The sequence below is a fragment of the Mesorhizobium sp. M0074 genome, assembly GCF_040322975.1.
Taxonomy (GTDB): Bacteria; Pseudomonadota; Alphaproteobacteria; order Rhizobiales; family Rhizobiaceae; genus Mesorhizobium.
The window spans coordinates 55,919-72,094 of the sequence record NZ_JAMYUM010000022.1; the positions used below are offsets into that span (position 1 = coordinate 55,919).

At 63.4% G+C, this 16,176-nt stretch carries 13 protein-coding genes; 7 read left to right on the plus strand and 6 right to left on the minus strand.

The window, feature by feature from the left end:
- Positions 1-18 precede the first annotated feature (18 nt).
- The 3 genes from rpe to NKJ73_RS25845 form a co-directional block, all read right to left on the minus strand.
- Positions 19-696 (minus strand): ribulose-phosphate 3-epimerase, encoded by a 678-nt coding sequence (rpe, locus tag NKJ73_RS25835; protein WP_352571537.1) that lies wholly within the window; start codon positions 694-696, stop codon positions 19-21.
- 173 nt (positions 697-869) lie between these two features.
- Positions 870-1,151 (minus strand): hypothetical protein, encoded by a 282-nt coding sequence (locus tag NKJ73_RS25840; protein ID WP_352571538.1) that lies wholly within the window; start codon positions 1,149-1,151, stop codon positions 870-872.
- Between the two features lie 249 nt (positions 1,152-1,400).
- Entirely contained in the window at positions 1,401-2,570 is a 1,170-nt protein-coding gene (locus NKJ73_RS25845) for a hypothetical protein (RefSeq protein ID WP_352571539.1), read from the minus strand.
- 43 nt (positions 2,571-2,613) lie between these two features.
- Here NKJ73_RS25845 and NKJ73_RS25850 point away from each other — a divergent pair, with 43 nt between their 5' ends.
- The gene (locus NKJ73_RS25850) at positions 2,614-2,838 is read left to right on the plus strand and encodes a hypothetical protein (RefSeq protein WP_352571540.1); all 225 of its coding nucleotides are present in this window, start codon (positions 2,614-2,616) and stop codon (positions 2,836-2,838) included.
- Between the two features lie 167 nt (positions 2,839-3,005).
- On the opposite strand, the gene NKJ73_RS25855 is transcribed toward NKJ73_RS25850, so the two are convergent.
- Complete coding sequence (locus NKJ73_RS25855) at positions 3,006-6,689, minus strand: DUF7929 domain-containing protein (RefSeq protein WP_352571541.1); 3,684 nt, start codon at positions 6,687-6,689, stop codon at positions 3,006-3,008.
- 10 nt (positions 6,690-6,699) lie between these two features.
- A complete protein-coding gene (locus tag NKJ73_RS25860) occupies positions 6,700-8,661 on the minus strand; it encodes an NHL repeat-containing protein (RefSeq protein ID WP_352571542.1) in 1,962 nt (653 codons plus the stop codon).
- Positions 8,662-9,232: 571 nt separating this feature from the next.
- On the opposite strand from NKJ73_RS25860, the gene dnaK reads away from it, so the two are divergent.
- From dnaK to NKJ73_RS25890, 6 genes are all read left to right on the plus strand, one after another.
- Positions 9,233-11,149, plus strand: coding sequence for a molecular chaperone DnaK (dnaK, locus tag NKJ73_RS25865; RefSeq protein ID WP_023679851.1), 1,917 nt, complete (start codon positions 9,233-9,235; stop codon positions 11,147-11,149).
- Positions 11,150-11,362: 213 nt separating this feature from the next.
- Positions 11,363-12,493: a molecular chaperone DnaJ gene (gene dnaJ / locus NKJ73_RS25870; protein ID WP_352571543.1), complete on the plus strand. Its 1,131-nt coding sequence runs from the start codon at positions 11,363-11,365 to the stop codon at positions 12,491-12,493.
- Positions 12,494-12,610: 117 nt separating this feature from the next.
- Complete coding sequence (pmtA, locus tag NKJ73_RS25875) at positions 12,611-13,216, plus strand: phospholipid N-methyltransferase PmtA (protein ID WP_023679853.1); 606 nt, start codon at positions 12,611-12,613, stop codon at positions 13,214-13,216.
- 60 nt (positions 13,217-13,276) lie between these two features.
- Entirely contained in the window at positions 13,277-13,873 is a 597-nt protein-coding gene (locus tag NKJ73_RS25880) for an NADPH-dependent FMN reductase (protein ID WP_352571544.1), read from the plus strand.
- A complete protein-coding gene (pyrF, locus tag NKJ73_RS25885; protein WP_023679855.1) occupies positions 13,870-14,583 on the plus strand; it encodes an orotidine-5'-phosphate decarboxylase in 714 nt (237 codons plus the stop codon). Before NKJ73_RS25880 ends, pyrF begins: the two co-directional genes overlap by 4 nt.
- 27 nt (positions 14,584-14,610) lie before the next feature.
- Positions 14,611-14,898 carry a DUF1330 domain-containing protein gene (locus tag NKJ73_RS25890; protein WP_023679856.1) on the plus strand — a complete coding sequence of 96 codons (288 nt, stop codon included), beginning with the start codon at positions 14,611-14,613 and terminating at the stop codon, positions 14,896-14,898.
- On the opposite strand, the gene NKJ73_RS25895 is transcribed toward NKJ73_RS25890, so the two are convergent.
- A complete protein-coding gene (locus tag NKJ73_RS25895; RefSeq protein WP_352571545.1) occupies positions 14,895-15,953 on the minus strand; it encodes a D-alanine--D-alanine ligase family protein in 1,059 nt (352 codons plus the stop codon). The genes NKJ73_RS25890 and NKJ73_RS25895 overlap by 4 nt on opposite strands.
- Positions 15,954-16,176 lie beyond the last annotated feature (223 nt).

Genomic DNA, 16,176 nt, shown 5'->3' on the forward strand with positions numbered 1-16,176 from the left:
CCGGCCGAACGGCGGCGGTCAGCCGGCCGCCTTGTCCGCCGCCGCCCTGATTGCCTCGATATTTGCCCGGTAGGCCTCGACGCTGCCGCCCTTGAAGATGGCCGCACCAGCGACCAGCACGCTGGCGCCGGCGGCGGTGACCAGGGGCGCAGTTTCAGGCGAAATGCCGCCGTCGATCTCGATCCGGATCGGCCTGTCACCGATCAGCGCCTTCACCCGCTTCACCTTGTCTACGATCGCCGGAATGAAGGCCTGGCCGCCGAAGCCCGGATTGACCGTCATGATCAGGATAAGATCGAGCCGGTCGAGCACGTATTCGATCATCGTCTCCGGTGTCGCCGGGTTGAGCGACACACCGGCCTTCTTGCCAAGGTTTTTGATCGTCTGCAGCGAGCGGTCGAGATGCGGCCCGGCTTCGGCGTGCACCGTGATGCCGTCGCACCCGGCCTCGGCGAAGGCGGCCAGATAGGGGTCGGCGGGGGCGATCATCAGATGGCAGTCGAAGAAGGCCTTGGTGCGGTTGCGAATCGCCTTGATCACCGGCGGCCCGAAGGTGATGTTGGGGACGAAATGCCCGTCCATGACGTCGAGATGGATCCAGTCGGCGCCGGCGGCCGCCACCGCCTCGACCTCGTCGCCGAGCTTCGAGAAATCGGACGCCAGCACCGATGGCGCGATCAGGGTTTTTTGAGCCATGTCCGCTTCCCGTTGTTGAGCCCCATCGGCGTAATCATCTCGGCGCCGCTTGTCGACAGGAATCCGGCGTCAATACCGCATCCGCGCAGAAGGGGAGAAGCGGTGCGAGCCACTTCTCTCCTGTGCAGACCTTTCCTCCAGTGCAAGGACTTTCCAGGGCAAGGCCTTGGATTTCAGTTCGGATGAAGCCGCGGCCTGGCCGTCCGTGGCAGGAAGAGCTTGCCGTTGCCTTGTTTCACCTTCTGCAGATCGGGCTTCTTCAGCGGCGGCTTGGGCACACAATGTCCACGCACCAGTTTTTCGGTTGCACGGCAGGCGGTGACGATCACCGGGTTCTTGACGCATGCCTTGCCGACCAAATGGTAGCCGCGCTTGCAGTCGATAACGACCGGCGGCTTGCGCACGCATCTTCCGTCGATGCGCAGCTCATTGCGGTTGCACCTGTCGGCGATCACCGGATTCCTTACGCATTCTAGTCCGATCTGATGGTAGCCGGGCAGCAGTGGATGCTGATGCCAATGCACTTGCCATTGACGAGCTTTTCGGTGCTGCGGCACGCGTCTACGAGCGGCCTGTCGATGCATTTGCCGTGGATCAGCTTCTGGCTGGGCAGACATTTACGGCCGGGATCGACGACGACCGGAGGCAGCTTGGGCTGATCGGAATCCGGACGGGTGGTCGAGACGAGATCGTCGGCCTTCGGATCAAAGGTGCGCTTTATGCAGGTGAAATCCTCCGTATCCGTATCGACGGTCGCGATTGAACCGTTCTGCTTGATTTCCTGCAGGGTGCACTGGATCGAGCGCGTCCTGACGATGCTGAGATCGTGCGCGGCGCTCGCCTTGAACACACCGCCATTGTTGAAGGCCGCAGTCGTGCCGGTAAAGAAGGCACCATTCGAGCAACTGATGCGGTAGTGAAACGCGCCCGGCGCATCGCGCTCGACTTCGAACGTCACCTGACCCTTGCACGGGCAGAGTTTCTTGAGGCCGGCGCTGTCGGACACGGTGACCTCGCCCCTGCCAGTCCGAATGAACCGGCGGGTTGACGGGGTTGTCCTGCGGTGAATCGGTGAAGCCGCCGCCGCCGGCACTCGTGCAATGGACGGTGATGTCCTTCCAGCCGTCGAAGGGCTCGAACGGGTCGTTGCCGACAATCTCGGTCTTGTATTGGAAATAGGCGGTGGCGCCGACATCCTCCCATTTTTCATAAAGCGCGAAATAGCCGTTCTTCGCTGCATCGTACGAAGCCCATGCCTGCTGCACCTCGGAGGTGATCGGCCCACCGTCCTTCTGGCGCCAGATGCGCATCGTAACCGGCCCGGCCTGGTTGGCTTGCGCCCGGCTGGTGACCCTGAGCGAAGGGCAAACAGTGCCAGGCGCGGAGCCTGGCTGGTTGGACTGGTATGTCGTCAAGAACAGCCTGACGTCATTCACGTCGAACTCGCCAAAATCGGTGGCGATGTCCTGGACCTTTGGTTTGACGACCGCATCGCAGACGATTTGAACGTCGAACGAGCCATGCTCGGCATAGTGCGATCCGTACAGCGGATGCGGCCAGCTGCCGCCCTGTACTTCGCTGACCGCATTGTCCATGTCGAGAGCAGTGTCGGTGGCTGCCGAGAAACTGGCGTGGAATGTGTGCGTGAATGAATAGGATTTGGTCGGGCCGTCGGCCTGGAGGTGCTGGTTGCACTTGGCGATGATCTCATCGCCATCGGGTACGACGGCGATGCCGGTATTCGATGACAGCGGGATGATGGAGGGATCAAAGGAGAAATTTTCCTGGTGGTCGTAGTCGCGGCTAAGCGGCGAAGCACTCCAGATCGGCGGGAACGCCTGGCACTGGCCTGGTCCGCAGACGCCGAGCGACACGGCGACATCCTGCACATAGCCAGGCCACCAGAGGTCGAGATTCATGTGGCCCCAGAACTGGACGTTGCCGCTTTTCAGCGTGTCCCATTTCTGCTTGTCGCTCGAGCCGACATGGATTGTCGTGTTGGCGCTTTCCGTATGGAATGACATCGATTTTATGTTCGCCTGCTTGGCGAAGGCGGGCGTGCCTGCAAGCGAGGCTGCGATCAATGCACTGGTCGCCACAGTTCGGAAAAGACGTTTGGCTGAAGGCATTTCTCTCTCCTGATGGGTTGATGGGGTCCTTCAGGAGTTTGTCGCTGCTGACTGCCGTAAGGTTCATGCAAGCCGCCGAAATACAGCGCTGCCAAAGAAAGAACCCGCCGGATCGCTCCGGCGGGTTTTGGGTGACGCGAACCATCACCGTTTGAAGTTCCGCGCGCGATCCTCGCGATCCTATTGCTCGAGCTGCGGCTTGCGCCTCCTTGGCACGACCTGCTGAAGAACCTTTGGATTCAGCAGCAGGTTCGGTTTGCGGATCGGCTGGCACCGGCCATTGATCGGCCGCGCGCCCGGTGCGCATTCCAACCGTGGTTTGCGGCAGGCGCCGTCGCGCAGCTCTGTCCCACGCGGGCAGACGCATACGCCACGCTTGTTGTGGATCTGACCAGGTATCGGGCACTCCACCACAACAGGCTTCTTGCGCCTGCAGGCATTGCCTTGCACTTCCGTGCCCCTCGGGCAGACGCAATCGCCAGCGGCATTGTGGATCTGACCACGAATGGTGCACTGCTCCGGCTTCGGCTGGATTGGCCGGCAGGCATTGCCCCTGACTTCCGTACCCCGCGGGCAGACGCAATCGCCAGCGGCGTCGTGGATCTGGCCACGGATGGTGCACTGCTCGGGCCTTGGCTGGATTGGCCGGCAGGCATTGCCTCTGACTTCGGTGCCCCGCGGGCAGACGCAATCGCCGGCAGCGTCGTGGATCTGGCCACGGATGGTGCACTGCTCGGGCTTCGGCTCTTTCCCCACGCAAGCGCCGTTCTCCAGCTCGGTTCCGCGCGGACAGACGCAGCGTCCGTCTTCGGTGCGGATCTGGCCTTTGAGCAGAACGCAAGGTTTTGGCTTCGGCACGATGACCGTGCCGCCCCCGGACGAGCATTGGCCATTGCGGAAGGTCGTGCCGGGCGGGCAGACGCAGTTGCCGGCGTCGTTCATGACGAAGCCTTGCGAGCATTCCTTCTTCACCTCATTCCTGATGGTGAAGGGATGGCAGGCATAGGCCTTGCCACGATCACCCTGCACGTCGGCCGCACCGCGGGACAACACGTCGCCACCGCCTTGCACCGGCGTGTTCGGAGACAGCACGCCGACGCAGTTCTGACCATTGACCGTGCCCTGCAGATTTGCCAGGCGACCGTCGTCGGGAAGCACCACGGTCACGTTGTGAACGTGGCTTTCCCCCGAGCCGATCGTCAAATTGGCAATGCAGGAGGCAGGCAAGGTTGCCGGCTCCGGCGAGCAGCCGAAGGGCGGATCGATCGAGGTGATCGCAACGCCCTCCAGCCGGCCGAGGCCTTCGACGCCGATGGCATCGCCGATGCGAACCGGGCCAGAGAAGGCGCTCGCCCCATCGTTCGTGATGGTGATCTCGAACGAGCAGGGCTGGCCGGGCTTGCACTCGGCATCACCGGTCTTCTCGACGCGGATGGTCGAGGCGCCGCCGCCCTTGGCGCAGGCCTGGCCGATCGGATAGACGATGTCGTCTCCCGGAGCCGGGCCGTAGGAGCCGCGTGCGCAGTTCTCGAATTCGCCGTTCGCGGCAACCGTCAGGTCGAAATGGCGGCTGGTTCCAGGCGTCATAACAGCGCCAGGAATCTGGCAGGACAGTGTGTTGGCCGGAAGCGGTCCGCAAGCCCATTCCGCGCCGTCTGGGGTGACGGTCTGGATCTGGACCGGCGCTCCGCCGGCTATCAGCGTCGCGGCATCGTTGACCCGTACCGGACCGGTCGGGGCAATGGTGCCGAGGCTGATGACGGTAATGCGGCAGGAAACGACCGCAGCACCGGCCAGCGAGGCATTGCATACCTTGGTGATGCGCAGGGCCGGCTGGCCGCCATTCGGATGACGGATGCGTTCCTTGGCGCAGGCCCTGTTGTTGGTGATGTCGTTCTCACCGGGAATAGCCTTCACCTCGGCGCAGTTCTCGACACTGTCGGGCCGGTAGTTGGCCGGCATCACCGCCCTGACGAAGATCGGCGTCGAGGCGCCAGGCAACAGCACGATGCCGGCGGTGTCGCAGCGGAACTGGCCGGGGCCGTTCGGTCCGCATGTCCATGGCGGCGTCGGGCCGAAGGTCGAGGATGCCGGCGCGCCGCCCGGATAGGTATCGACGACCGTCAGCGGCCCATTATAGGGGACGCTGCCATTGTTGATTATGTCGACCACGAAGGTGCAGACGCCATCGGCCGAACAGAATTCGGTGCGGGCGCGCTTCTTCAGGATCAGGTCGACCTTCTTCTCCACCGGCGGCCGGCAGTCGCGGTCACGATCGCCACGCCGGCAGACCGGGATCGATGCACAGCCGCGATCGTTTTGCTGGCTGCCGAAAAGCGGCTTGCCGCTGGCGCCGTAATTGTAAGTGGCGCAGTTGCGCAAGACGCTGCCTCGCCAGCCTGCGGCCGGCTTGAAGCCGAGCTTGAGGTCGACAGAGGCACCCGGATTGAGCGTGGTCACCAGATGAGTGCAAATCATCGGGGTGGTTCCAGGCGCGCAGACCCAAGGCGGGTTCGGCCCTGAATCGAGGGTGGAGCCGGCCGGCAGGGTGACTTCGTCGAGCACGATCTTGCCGTGGTAGGGTGCATCGCCGACATTGGTGACCCTGATGGTGAAGTCGCAGCCGCCGCCCATCGTGCAACGTTGCACGTCGGCGCGCTTTTCGACTTTCAGATCCGGTTCCTTGTCCTTCGGCGGGCAGCGCTGATCACGTGGGATGACGATATCGATGGTCTGCGTACAGCACCGGCCCCAGCCCTCCCTCGGGCCGGCATAGGTTTCGATACCGGTGACGATGATGTGGATGACGTCGCCGGGTGAAGCGCCGACGATCTTCCAATTGAGCACACCGCCGCCGGCCGGCACCAATTGCGTGTCGGGAATGATGGTGATGCCGGGTGTCGTCGTCGAAAGCTGCACCCATTTGCCGGCCATCTCTGGGCCGACCGGCATGTGGTAGATGAAGGCGCCGCCGCCGGGCAAGCAATCGACCGTGCCGCGCTCCACCTTGAAGCATTCCTTGCCGGGAGGTGGAGGCGGCGGGTTGCACCTGGTGACGTCGATCTTGATCGACGTCTTTGCACCCGTGAGATAATTGCCGTCGTCCGGCTTGCCCGGATCCTGCGATGGGATTTCGATGCCGGCGCCGCGTTCGCGGCTCACCTTAACCGCGCCCTGGTTGTGAACGATCGTCGGCGACGGAAACGCCGCATGGTCGATCTTGGCGGTGATCTGGAACGTGATGACGCGCTGGTTCGCAGCGCCGATGCCGTCGAGATCGCTGGCGGAAATCCGGAAATCGGACACCGTCGCGGTATCGTCCGGGCCAGCCGAACTGCTGATCGCAGCGCCGGGCAGCGGTCCGCCGGACGCATCGGTGCCGTCGCCGGTCACATGCACGCCGACGATGCGCAGGCCGTGCGGGAGCTGGTCCCTGAAATCGAGCCTGACCTTTTTCAGCATGGCGGCGAGGTCCGGGCTGGCAAAACCCTGCGGATTGCCGCGCAAGCCAAAGCTCAGCGAGTATACGACATAGTCGCAGCCTCTCTGGGTGCCTTTCTTGGTGAAGAAGGGCACGATCCGGCCCGGCTCCGGATTGACGGTGCGAGGATTGTCGAAATCGAGCCTGGGATCTGGAACGGCAGTGTAGATGCCCGCATCGGCAGGCTTGGTCTTGGCCGGAGCAAGGTCTTCAGCGAAGCCTTGCAGCGGACTCAGCATGGCGACCGCGATACCGGCCGCCATCAGCCAGCGCACGCCGCGCCTGGCGAGTGACAGGGGTTTCATGATGGTCTCCATGACGGATGATTGTTTGCCGGTTGATGGGCTGCTTGTCGCAGGCGGGAAAAATGCGAGATTGCTCATCTTCCCCTCCTCACGGTTCGCAGCTGACGGCTGGGGTTCTGAGCCGCAAGGTCATCTTGCAGCAAGGGTAGTAGCCACCCTTGTCGCTATCGGACTGCCTGTAGAAGCAGAGCCCGACATCGACCGTATCGCCAGGGTAATGGCCGGTGATGCCGATCGTGTATGGCGCGCCGGGCGCATGCGACAGAGGTGAAGTCACCCCAACGCCAGGCGTCCTGGACAGAGCCTTGATCGAATCGCCGCCAAAGCCGGCATGGTCATGGAGATAGAGATCGGCCTCGAGGCCGGGGGGCGTGCAGAAATACCTGACATCCTCGACATCAAGGCAAGGAGGCAGATTGCCGGGGGGCGGAAAGTCCGGCGGATAGAACGGTGGCAGATAGCCGCCCGGCACCTGCTCGTAATAGCCGGCACGGCCTTCGCAGGGGCGCCAGACCTCGACGTCGCCGACATGGCCTTCGACTTCCGGGTCTTCGAAATAATTGTCGAAGTCGACGAACCACGCGCCGAAAGGCGGCATGTTGGCCGGCTTGACCAGTGCCGTCGGCGTGATTTGCACGCCGTGCACGGCGAGCGGCCCGCCGGCTGCGAGTTGTTCGGCAAGCTCCGGGTTGTCGCGCAACTTGTCGCCGGTATCGACCAGCGTGTCGGTGCAGACGCCGGTATCGAGATTGCCTTCGGCATCGTAGCCATATTGCAGGTCGAGGCCGCCGGCCGACTGTCGGTTGTCTTGCGGGAAGCCGACCGCATATTCCTGCGGCACTTCCACCCAGGCCGATTCCGTCGCCGGATCGTCCGGATTTTCGCGCCAGTAGCGGATGACCTCACCCTTGCCGGAATCGGCGAACTGGCTGTAGTCGTAGCGGTTCTCCACCGGGCCGCGCTGGGCCAGGTACATGAAGCCCTCGTTGTCGAAGGCGATGTCGGTGACCGCGTAATCCTTGTCGGCCTTGACCGTCAGTTCCCAGCGCGGGTCGCCGGCGAAACTGCCGTCGCCGGCAACGCCCACCGACCAGATCTCCGCCTTATCACCGACCGAATAATAGAGCCGGCCGCCACGATAGGCGACCGACCAGACGCGGCGCTCGTCCTGCGTGTAGCCCCAGCTGTCGGGGTCCTCGCTGTCGAAGGCAGCACCCTGGATGTCAATCACCGAGCCGTCGTCGGCAAGGGCGGCAAGCCCGTGCGCCGGGCGGCCGGCTATGCCGTGGTCGAACGTGTCGAGCAGCGCGCCATTGGCGTCGATGCGGTGGATGAGGCCGGTGTCGAGATCGCTGGCGAAGAACTGGCGGTGGATATTGTCGAAAGTGACGTCGCCGATGCCGGGACCGCTATTGGCGTCGGTATCGGCGAATTTCGAGACGGCGCCGGTGATGCCGTCGATCTTCCAGATCGTTCCGGAGCCGCCGCCGTTTTCGGTGCCGAACTGGCCGTCCATGAAGACCGCGTCAGCCGTGCCGCGGCGCTGCCGCTCCGGCCGGCCGTCGGCGTCGCCGTCTGGCGTGACTATGCGGATGCCGTGCAGCGACGTGGCGCCGGCATAGAGGTTTGGAATGGCCGATGGAACGCCGTCGCGCACGCCGTCGTCGTAGGTGATGCCGAACACCTGGCCGATTTGCCCGGCCGTGACCTCGAACGGTGGCGGGGTGAAGACCAATTGGCCAGACGCCGGCCCGCCCAGCCTTGAGACGTCGAAGATGCGCAAGGTCGCGCGCGCCGTGTCGATGAAGGTTTCGTCGACGGGATCGACGCCCGGCGGCAGGCCTTCCTCGAAATTGGGAATGATGGTGCCGGAGAATCCGGTCACTGCCATTGAGCCGGGATAGATGATCTGGGTTTCCTGAGCCTGGGCCGAGCCACCGAGCCAGAGCCCAGCGGCGAGCGCCAAGATCGACAATCCGCTGGCAGCCTGGATGGCGCGGCGCAAACGGCCGGCACGAGAGCGCACGAACGCGCCGTGGTCGCAAGACATGGATCTCCCCCCACAGGTCATGGGAGAAGCATCCGGTCCCGGCGCGCAAATCAGGGCAAGGCGCGGCGTTCCGGCACGTTCATCCCTGATCGAATTGTCTGCTTTCCTCAACGTCACGATACGCCTGCGTCCGCGCAGGGTCAACGGAACCAGCGAAAAGCCCAGCGCATCGACCCGGTCCCGAAGGCGATGGTCGCGCTGAGTTCCTGCTGTTCCCGGAGACCATGGAGCCTCTGGATCTGTGGTCATGGGGCTTTCCTTTCCGGGGCCGCACCACGCGGCACCTGAGCGTCAGTCGCGGGGCGAGGCGGAAAGGTTCATGGGCCGGGGGCCGGGCCGGCTGGATCACCGCCGGAAAATACGGGCCTGCCGGTCCCGAATCCGATCAACCGCGATGAAAGGTGAACGCCTTGCGCAGAATGCTTGCGCGCCACGCAGCCTGTTCTTATATACGCGCCAAGCCGTCCAGCGCCGAATGCCGGTTGCCGGAGCGGAATTTCTTGTGAACAGGGGCTTTCGTCGGAACGCCTGTACGGGTCCTGAGAGCCTGCTTAGCGGAGAGATTAGAGAAATGGCAAAAGTAATCGGTATCGATCTGGGAACAACCAATTCCTGTGTCGCCATCATGGACGGCAAGGAATCCAAGGTCATCGAGAATGCGGAAGGCGCGCGCACGACCCCTTCCATCGTCGCCATCAACAGCGACGGCGAGCGCCTCGTCGGCCAGCCGGCAAAGCGCCAGGCGGTTACCAATCCTGAGAACACCATTTTCGCGGTCAAGCGCCTGATCGGCCGCCGCTACGACGATCCGGTGACGGAGAAGGACAAGAAGCTTGTCCCCTACAAGATCGTCAAGGGCGACAATGGCGACGCCTGGGTCGAGGCCGGCGGCAAGAAGCAGTCGCCTAGCCAGATCTCGGCGATGATCCTGCAGAAGATGAAGGAAACGGCGGAGGCCTATCTCGGCGAGAAGGTCGAGAAGGCGGTCATCACCGTTCCGGCCTATTTCAACGACGCCCAGCGCCAGGCGACCAAGGATGCCGGCAAGATCGCCGGCCTCGAAGTGCTGCGCATCATCAACGAGCCGACGGCGGCCGCGCTTGCCTATGGACTGGACAAGAAGGAAGGCAAGACGATTGCCGTCTATGACCTTGGCGGCGGCACGTTCGATATTTCGGTGCTCGAAATCGGCGACGGCGTGTTCGAGGTGAAGTCGACCAATGGCGACACCTTCCTCGGCGGCGAGGATTTCGACATGCGTCTGGTCGAATATCTGGCAGCCGAGTTCAAGAAGGAACAGGGCATCGACCTGCGGAACGACAAGCTCGCCCTTCAGCGCCTCAAGGAAGCGGCTGAAAAGGCCAAGATTGAGCTGTCGTCCACCACGCAGACCGAGATCAACCTGCCCTTCATCACCGCCGATGCCACCGGCCCCAAGCACCTGACGCTGAAGCTGACGCGGGCGAAGTTCGAGAGCCTGGTCGAGGATCTCGTCCAGCGCACGATCGATCCTTGCAAGGCGGCGCTCAAGGATGCCGGCCTGAAGGCCGGCGAAATCGACGAAGTCGTCCTGGTCGGCGGCATGACCCGTATGCCCAAGATCCAGGAGATCGTGAAGCAGTTCTTCGGCAAGGAGCCGCACAAGGGCGTCAACCCGGATGAAGTCGTCGCGTTGGGCGCCGCTATCCAGGCCGGCGTGCTGCAGGGCGACGTCAAGGACGTGCTGCTGCTCGACGTGACGCCGTTGTCGCTCGGCATCGAGACGCTGGGCGGCGTGTTCACTCGGCTGATCGAACGCAACACGACGATTCCGACAAAGAAGAGCCAGGTGTTCTCCACGGCCGAGGATTCGCAGTCGGCGGTGACCATCCGCGTCTTCCAGGGCGAGCGTGAAATGGCCGCCGACAACAAGGCGCTCGGCCAGTTCGATCTGGTCGGCATCCCGCCTGCGCCGCGCGGCGTGCCGCAGATCGAGGTCACCTTCGACATCGACGCCAACGGCATCGTCAACGTCTCGGCCAAGGACAAGGGCACCGGCAAGGAGCACCAGATCCGCATCCAGGCGTCCGGCGGCCTTTCGGACGCCGACATCGAGAAGATGGTCAAGGACGCCGAGGCCAATGCCGAAGCCGACAAGAAGCGGCGCGCGCTGGTCGAGGCCCGCAACCAGGCCGAGGCGCTGGTGCATTCCTCGGAGAAATCTCTGAAGGAATACGGCGAGAAGGTTTCCGAGGCCGACCGCACGGCGATTGCCGATGCGATCGCGGCGCTGAAGACCGCTGCCGAAGGCGACGATGTGACCGAGATCGAGGCCAAGACGCAGACGCTCGCCGAAGTCTCGATGAAGCTCGGCCAGGCCATGTACGAGGCTTCGCAGAAGGAAGCCGCCGAGGCCGACGCCAAGGCTGATGCCGCCAAGGACAGTGACGTCGTCGATGCCGACTTCGAGGAAATCGACGAAGACGACGAGAAGAAGAAGTCGGCCTGAACCGCCTGACGGTACAGGTAAGGGAAAAAGCCCGGCGCACAGCCGGGCTTTTTTGCAACCCTTTGCCGGAAAAACGCTGAGCTGCCCGAAAAAATGCGGACAAAGCCTCGTAGACACTGGCATCGCGGCTCCATCACACCTAAATCGGAACAGCGTGCCGGCAAACGACGCAACGATGCTTCAAGACGTTGACTATCCGGACTGCGGGAAAACATGAAAGCTGATTTTTACGAAACGCTAGGCGTGCAAAAGGGCGCCGACGAGAAGGAGCTCAAGAGCGCTTTTCGCAAGCTCGCCATGCAGTTCCATCCCGACCGCAACCCAGGCGACCATGCCTGCGAGCACAAGTTCAAGGAAATCAACGAAGCCTATGAGACACTGAAGGACCCGCAGAAGCGCGCCGCCTATGATCGCTTCGGCCACGCCGCCTTCGAGCACGGCGGTATGAATGGCGGGGCGCAAGGCTTTGGCGCCGGCGGTTTCGCCGACATTTTCGAAGACATTTTCGGCGACATGATGGGCGGGCGCCAGCGCCGCTCGTCCGGCGGCCGCGAGCGCGGCGCCGACCTGCGCTACAATATGGAAATTACGCTGGAAGAGGCATTTTCCGGCAAGACCGCGCAGATTCGGGTGCCAGCCTCGATCACCTGCTCGGAATGCTCGGGCAGCGGCGCCAAGCCTGGCACCCAGCCCGTCACCTGCTCGATGTGCAACGGCCACGGCAAGGTGCGCGCCACGCAAGGCTTCTTCTCGATCGAGCGCACCTGCCCGCAATGCCAGGGGCGCGGCCAGACCATCAAGGATCCGTGCCCGAAATGCGCCGGCCAGGGCCGTGTCACCGAGGAGCGCTCGCTGTCGGTAAACATCCCTGCCGGCATCGAGGATGGCACCCGCATCCGGCTGGCCAATGAGGGCGAGGCCGGCCTGCGCGGCGGCCCGTCGGGCGATCTCTACATCTTCCTCGCGGTCAAGCCGCACGAATTCTTCCAGCGCGACGGGGCCGATCTTTATTGCAAGGTGCCGATCTCGATGACGACGGCAGCGCTTGGCGGCTCGTTCGAGGTGACGACACTGGACGGTACCCAGACGAAGGTGAAGGTGCCGGAAGGCACCCAGAACGGTCGCCAGTTCCGCCTCAAGGGCAAGGGCATGCCGGTGCTGCGCCAGCCCAATATCGGCGACCTCTACATCCAGACCGTGGTTGAGACGCCGCAGAACCTTTCGCGCCGTCAGCGCGAATTGCTGGAGGAATTCGAGCAGCTTTCCTCAAAGGACAATTCGCCTCAGTCGAGCGGATTTTTCGCCCGCATGAAAGACTTTTTCGAAACGTTCGGCGAGCACTGAAGCTGATCCCTGGAAAACGCTTCCCGAGCGTCATCAACACCTTATCCGGGGATTCGACTTGTCTTGCACCTCGTAACTGTTAAGTAGCATGCGAGGGAGCGTTGAGGAGGACTTTCGATGACGCGTAGTCCCGGACTGCGAAAGACGCTGGCGGAAAAGTTCGACGACGAGCTGAAGTTCTTCAAGGGCTGGATCGACAAGCCGAAGGCGGTCGGTTCGATCGTCCCGACCAGTTCCATCACCGCAGGCAAGATGGCCTCGATCGTCGATCCGACATCCGGCCTGCCGGTGCTCGAGGTCGGGCCCGGTACAGGCGTCATCACACGCGCCATCCTCGCCCAGGGCATAAAGCCTGAGAACCTCTACGCGGTCGAATATTCCACTGATTTCGTGCGCCATCTGCGCCAGCTTTATCCAGGCGTCAACGTCATCGAGGGCGACGCCTTCAATCTCGACGCGACGCTTGGCGACAAGCGCGACCTGATCTTCGATTCTGTGATATCGGGCGTGCCGCTGCTCAATTTCCCTGTCGCCCAGCGCATCGCCTATGTCGAGAGCCTGCTCGACCGTATCCCGGCGGGCCGGCCGATCGTGCAGCTGACTTACGGGCCGCTGTCGCCGATCCCGCCGGGCCGCGGCGACTATACGGTCGAGCATTTCCATTTCGTCATCCGCAACATTCCGCCGACGCAGCTTTGGATCTACCGACGCGGGGCCGCATGAATTGAAGCGTTGGGTTTGAATAGCACTTGTCTTATACCCATCGGGTGACAAGGCAGACCCATGGCTGTGATCCCGAAAATTCTCGTCGTCGCCGGTTCGTTGCGCAGCGGCGCCTATAGCGGCAGGACCGCCGACGTGGCACAGAAGGAACTTGCCATGCAGGGCGCCGAGGTGACCCGCATCTCGCTCGCCGACTATCCGCTGCCGATCCTCGACCAGGATTTGGAAAAGGACGAAGGCATTCCCGAAAACGCCGTCAAGCTCGGCCGGATGATCGCCGCCCATGACGGGCTGCTGATCGCGACGCCCGAATATAACGGCTCCATTCCACCGCTGCTCAAGAACAGCATCGATTGGGTGAGCCAGCTGCGCAAGGATGGCGGCCGGACGTTCAGGCCGCTTGCCGGCAAGGTCGCCGGCCTCTGCTCGTCTTCCAACGGACCCTTCGGCGGGATACGCTGCATCAACCATCTGCGCGCCGTTCTGGTACGCTGCCGGATGGAGGTGGTGACACCGGAGTGTTCGGTGCCGGAGGGCGGCTACGCCTTCGACGACGAGGGCAACTTCCGGGACGAAAGACTACGCCAATCGATGGAGCACCTATGCCGAACGCTGATCGAAACCTCGCGCATGCTGTCGACGCGGATCGAGGCATGATCCCGGACGCCGCGCATGCCGACACGATGCAGGAACGGCTGATCGTCGGCCTCGACCTGCCGACGCTGAAGGAAGCCGAGAAAGCGGTGCGCGAGCTCGACGGGATCGTCTCCTTCTACAAGATCGGTTACCAGCTCGCCTTTGCCGGCGGGCTCGATTTCGCCCGCGAGCTGGCCAGCGGCGGCACTAGGATCTTTCTCGACATGAAGCTCCTCGACATCGATAACACCGTTGCCAAGGGGGTCGACAACATCGCCAGGATGGGCATGAGCATGCTGACCATCCATGCCTATCCGAAGACGATGAAGGCGGCGGTCGAGGCCGCGAGGGGCAGCGACCTTTGCCTGCTCGGGGTCACCGTGCTGACCTCGATGGACGAGCAGGACGTGATCGACGCCGGCTATGAGTATGATCCGCATACACTGGTGCTGAGGCGCTCCGAGCAGGCGCTGCATGCCGGCATGGGCGGCATCGTCTGCTCGGCCGAGGAAGCTGAGGCGGTGCGCCGCATCGTCGGCCCCGACCTGGCGGTCGTGACGCCGGGAATCCGGCCGAAGGGCAGCGACCATGGCGACCAGAAGCGGGTGGTGACGCCGGCGCAGGCGATCCGCAACGGCTCCAGCCATCTCGTCGTCGGCCGGCCGATCGTCGGCGCGGCCGACAGGCGGGCGGCGGCGGAAGCGATCCTCGATGAAATGCGCTCGGCCTGACGCCAGGAATTAACCCGGAGAAAAGCCATGCCCAAGGGATACTGGATCGCTCGCGTCGACGTGCGCGATGCGGAAGGCTACAAGGACTATGTCGCAGCTGCCAAACCGGCCTTCGACCGCTTCGGCGCCAAGTTCCTGGCGCGCGGCGGCGCGCATGAGAAGGCCGAGGGGCCGGGCCGCGACCGCAACGTGATCATCGAGTTTCCGTCGCTTGCGGCGGCGCATGACTGCTACCACTCGCCCGAATACCAGCGCGCCGTCGCGATCCGCCAGAAGGTGGCCGAGGGCGAAATCGTGCTGGTCGAGGGGATTTAGGCGAGAAGCCGGTTCGCCGCTGCCTCCGCCATCGCATCGGCGAGGCTCAAGCCCCATTGCTGGCGACAGTAATCGCGGAAATCGAAGCAGGGCAGGCCGGGGCAGACCTCGAACTCGATGAGGTGGATGCTGTCGTCGGCTTCGACCCGGAAATCGATGGAAAACACATCCCGCAGGCCAAGCCCGACCATCAGGCGTTCGGCGATGCGACGGATTCTTGCATCGGCTTCAGGCTGGCTGCCGGCGACCGGCAGCAGCACCGGCTCGGTATATTTTCCCGCAGCTTTCGCCGCTGCGCCGGCATCGCCGTAAAGCGCCAGGCTGTCCTGCATTGTCTGGAAGTCGCCGCCCGAATCGACAAAGGCGATGCCCAGCGCCTCGACGCCGGTATCCGGCCTCAATCCGAGAAAACTGGCGCGCGCGTTGCGGCCGGCGACATAGGGCTGGACGATGACATCGTCGCGATAGGCGGCGAAGACGCGCCGGCTAAGCTCCAGCGCGTGGCCGAGATCGTGGCAGTGCGAATCCGGCCAGATGCCGATCTTGGCGCCGAGCCGGTTCGGCTTGACGAACCAGCCGGCGGGCGAGGCCGGTGGCGCGACCAGCCAGGCGCCGTCACGGGCAAGGCCAGCCCGCGGCACCGGCAGGCCAAGCGCGCCGAGCACGGCGCCGGACCGGAACTTGTCCTGACAGAGCGCGAACGACGCATCGTCGGCGCCGATCGCCTTCAGGCCATTCAGCCGTGCCAGAGCTGGTGCGGCGCCGCCACGGAAATAGGCAATGCCGTCGGTCAGCGTCCAGACAAGCGTGGTCTTCGGGTCCTCGCCGCCGAGAACGCTTGCGGCATCGTCGAGCGCCAGCGGTGCGAATGACAGGCCGCGCTTTTGGCAAGCGGCGGCAAGTGCGTCGAATTCAGCAGCGAAGTCGGTCGATTGCGCCAGATAGGAGGCAATTTCGGCGGCACGCTTCGGCACGTGGTTATCGGCAACCAGCCGATCGAAGCAGGCCTTTTCCGGCTCGTAGACAAGGATCAGCTTCGGCTTGCGGCTTGACATGATCGAACGATTTCCCGGGCAGCACGATTGCTAGAGCAATTCCAGGAAAAGTGTGAAACGGTTTTCCGTCCGGAATTGCGTCAAAACAAAGAGATAGAGCGGTTCAGCGTTCCCGCGAAACGATGAACCGTTCTAGCATCGCACGGCGAATGCATTCGGCTTTCGCGGAACCGACGTCAGCCGAATGCCTGCACGACAGCAACGGCGCCATCTTCCTGTTTGA

Coding starts and splice junctions, on each gene's coding strand:
- rpe (WP_352571537.1), bottom strand. CDS start 696: ATGGCTCAAAAAACCCTGATCGCGCCATCGGTGCTGGCGTCCGATTTC.
- NKJ73_RS25850 (WP_352571540.1), top strand. CDS start 2,614: ATGTGGCCCCAGAACTGGACGTTGCCGCTTTTCAGCGTGTCCCATTTC.
- NKJ73_RS25855 (WP_352571541.1), bottom strand. CDS start 6,689: ATGAGCAATCTCGCATTTTTCCCGCCTGCGACAAGCAGCCCATCAACC.
- NKJ73_RS25860 (WP_352571542.1), bottom strand. CDS start 8,661: ATGTCTTGCGACCACGGCGCGTTCGTGCGCTCTCGTGCCGGCCGTTTG.
- dnaK (WP_023679851.1), top strand. CDS start 9,233: ATGGCAAAAGTAATCGGTATCGATCTGGGAACAACCAATTCCTGTGTC.
- dnaJ (WP_352571543.1), top strand. CDS start 11,363: ATGAAAGCTGATTTTTACGAAACGCTAGGCGTGCAAAAGGGCGCCGAC.
- pmtA (WP_023679853.1), top strand. CDS start 12,611: ATGACGCGTAGTCCCGGACTGCGAAAGACGCTGGCGGAAAAGTTCGAC.
- NKJ73_RS25880 (WP_352571544.1), top strand. CDS start 13,277: ATGGCTGTGATCCCGAAAATTCTCGTCGTCGCCGGTTCGTTGCGCAGC.
- pyrF (WP_023679855.1), top strand. CDS start 13,870: ATGATCCCGGACGCCGCGCATGCCGACACGATGCAGGAACGGCTGATC.
- NKJ73_RS25890 (WP_023679856.1), top strand. CDS start 14,611: ATGCCCAAGGGATACTGGATCGCTCGCGTCGACGTGCGCGATGCGGAA.
- NKJ73_RS25895 (WP_352571545.1), bottom strand. CDS start 15,953: ATGTCAAGCCGCAAGCCGAAGCTGATCCTTGTCTACGAGCCGGAAAAG.